The 2,413-nt window shown below is 62.6% G+C and carries 3 protein-coding genes and 1 pseudogene; 1 reads left to right on the plus strand and 3 read right to left on the minus strand.

Going from position 1 to position 2,413, the window contains the following annotated elements; translation table 11 throughout:
- On the minus strand, positions 1 to 212 hold a 212-nt coding region (locus tag AC1DVT_RS19520; RefSeq protein ID WP_477390975.1), incomplete at its 3' end, for an NUDIX domain-containing protein.
- 205 nt (positions 213 to 417) lie between these two features.
- Positions 418 to 810 carry a hypothetical protein gene (locus AC1DVT_RS19525; RefSeq protein ID WP_477390977.1) on the minus strand — a complete coding sequence of 131 codons (393 nt, stop codon included), beginning with the start codon at positions 808 to 810 and terminating at the stop codon, positions 418 to 420.
- A gap of 404 nt (positions 811 to 1,214) precedes the next feature.
- Between AC1DVT_RS19525 and AC1DVT_RS19530 the strand changes: the two genes are divergently transcribed.
- Positions 1,215 to 1,649, plus strand: a complete 435-nt coding sequence (locus tag AC1DVT_RS19530) for a hypothetical protein (RefSeq protein ID WP_477390979.1) — start codon at positions 1,215 to 1,217, stop codon at positions 1,647 to 1,649.
- A 114-nt stretch (positions 1,650 to 1,763) separates the two neighbouring features.
- Here AC1DVT_RS19530 and AC1DVT_RS19535 read toward each other — a convergent pair.
- Positions 1,764 to 2,413, minus strand: a pseudogene (locus AC1DVT_RS19535) (hypothetical protein); the annotation flags it as partial.

Here is a 2,413-nt window from a genome sequence, read left to right on the forward strand (position 1 = left end):
GTCGTGGTCACCTCGGCGCCGACGTCCACGACGCACTCGAGCTCCTCGGCGATCTCACGCTCGAGGGCCTCACGAGCTGTCTCGCCCGACTCGACCTTGCCACCCGGAAACTCCCAATACCCTGCGAGACTGCCGAGGTGGCCGCGCCGCGCACACAGCACCGTTTCGCCGCGCATGATCACGGCGCCGACAACTCTGATCTGCTTGCGCACTACGGCCGCCCTTTGGAGTCAAACTGGCCCCACCCTAGCCCCGAACAGGGCTCGCCGAGCGCCAGTTCAGAAGGGGAGGTTTGCTTGGCGGGCCCGCGCTCACGGCGCGGTGTTGGAATGAGCTCCTCGACGTGGACGATGACCCGCGAAATCCCGGACGCCATGTCTCGCTCACTGAGAACTGAACCATCGAGGACTGTCGAGGTCAGGTGTGGGCGAGCACGTCGAAGGCGATCCCGAACACGGTCGGCGCGGCCGCGAGTGCTGCAAACATGAGCGGGATTGCGCCGAGTGCCCAGAAGATCCTTACCCGCCTTGCGGCTTCTACTTCTCGCTTTAGACCCGAAAACTTAGGAAGGATCGACGGATCACTCGACCCTCGATGGCCCCACAACGATGCTGTCGACATCACTTCCCCATGAGCATCCGCCGACTGTGGAAGGAAGCTTGAGGACCGTCGCTGATGCCACGGGACGAGCTCCGAGTCGCGTACCACGACGACATCGACCGGACGCTCTTTCATCGTGATCGAGCGCGCACCTATGATCACGATGACGGGGGTCACATCGGTCGCACGCCGCATTCGTGCCGCCAGCATCCGCTCTACGCGATCGCCTCGTAACGGAATTTCGAAGGTGGTCTATCTTCTGACCGTTGACCAGGATCCGCTTTCTACCGACCCAGACTCGCGCGCCGTCGTGGCCGGCACGCGGGCCGTGAATCCACCATGGTCGGATGCTGTCGAGGCGGTCCGCATGGAGCCATCGACGGGCGGCTCGAGGTACCGCCGAGGTTTCCGCCGAGTAGTCGGCAATCGGGTTGATCCGACGGCGCCGTTCGTCACATTCGGATCCACCCGCGGCGGACCGTCAAATCTGTTAACGATGGGAGCACCAGCTTGCGAGTCGGATTCCCTCGAATGCCCACACTGCGCAAGGCCGTAGATAGTGACCGCTGACCATCGACATGGATCGAGTGGCGAAGCCCAGTAACATGAGGCGCGTGACGTCCCCCACAGATGCGGCGATTGTTGAACACACCGCAGACATCCAGCATTGGGTGGCGGAGTTCGTGCAATTCCTTCAAAAGGAAAGCGCGGATCGTTTTCGCGCGGCGCGCGATCCGAGACGTTCGCCGGCTCAACAGAAGCGCGACGCCGCGCGTGCAACGGGAGCGTCGCTTCTCGGCTACCTGATTTCTTCGACCGGTGAGTCAGTTCGTGAATTGCCTGATTCCGTCGGTCTCCTCCGCGTTTCGACCGCTGTTCGAGGGGCAGTTCAGGAGGCGGATCCGACAGACCCGGGCCAAGCGGCACTGTCGATCTATGCGATCCGGTTCGTTCACACGATTGACGACTGGCGCGTCTACGTCGCGTCAGTGACCGGCGACCACCACCCGCTTAGCGTCGACTTTCCAGACGATCCCGACGAGGTTTAGAACCCGAAGTCTCGAGGCTAGACACCTCGCGAATCTCGCTCACGATCGTCCCTGGGACGCCGCGCGTTCTCGGTCTGAGTCGTCGTTGGGGACCTTGGACCATCACCACCCTGCCTACTCACATTCGCCGATAAAACCCAAGTAGCAGACCGCCTGGTGGGTCACGGCGGGTCGGTAATCGTTGTTCGAGACCTGGCGAGTGCTCGTCTCCGGGTATCTGCTGAGGTGGCCGAAACTCCCCAGCGAGGCAACTTCCCATCCGGGTCCGTCTTCCGCCTTCATCTCATCGATCGACTTCAGGTAAGAACTGCACGTGCTACTCGCCAAGAAGGTGAGATCCAGGCCAGCGCAGGACCAGTTGTACTGGTTGACCATTGTGTTGATGCAGTCGGTCCAGTCCTGGCCTACCCAACACGGGTTCAGCCCGTCATCCCTGACGTCGTACGCGCCCGTCGAGTACTCCTCGCTGTGGAAGGTCTCGGCTTGCTCCGGCACATCGATCGTCGTCCAGTGCCTAGCGGATCCGAAGGCGACAGCGATCAGTACGGCTGTCGCGATGATGACACTGACCCAAATTGCTTTCGAGTGGTTCGACTTCGCCGGTACACCGATGGGCCGGGCGGTGCCAGTGGCGGGTGCCGGGTGGGCAGGCGGAAGCGACACATTTGCTCGAGCAGGCGGTTCGCCAGCCCAATAGCTAGGCGGGGGCGGTGGTGGCGGAGGCAGCGGAGGGGTGGCTTCGGGAGGCGCCATACCCTCGACAG

Source organism: Microbacterium sp. P2_F9, from assembly GCF_056403635.1.

Coding starts and splice junctions, on each gene's coding strand:
- AC1DVT_RS19525 (WP_477390977.1), bottom strand. CDS start 810: ATGCTGGCGGCACGAATGCGGCGTGCGACCGATGTGACCCCCGTCATC.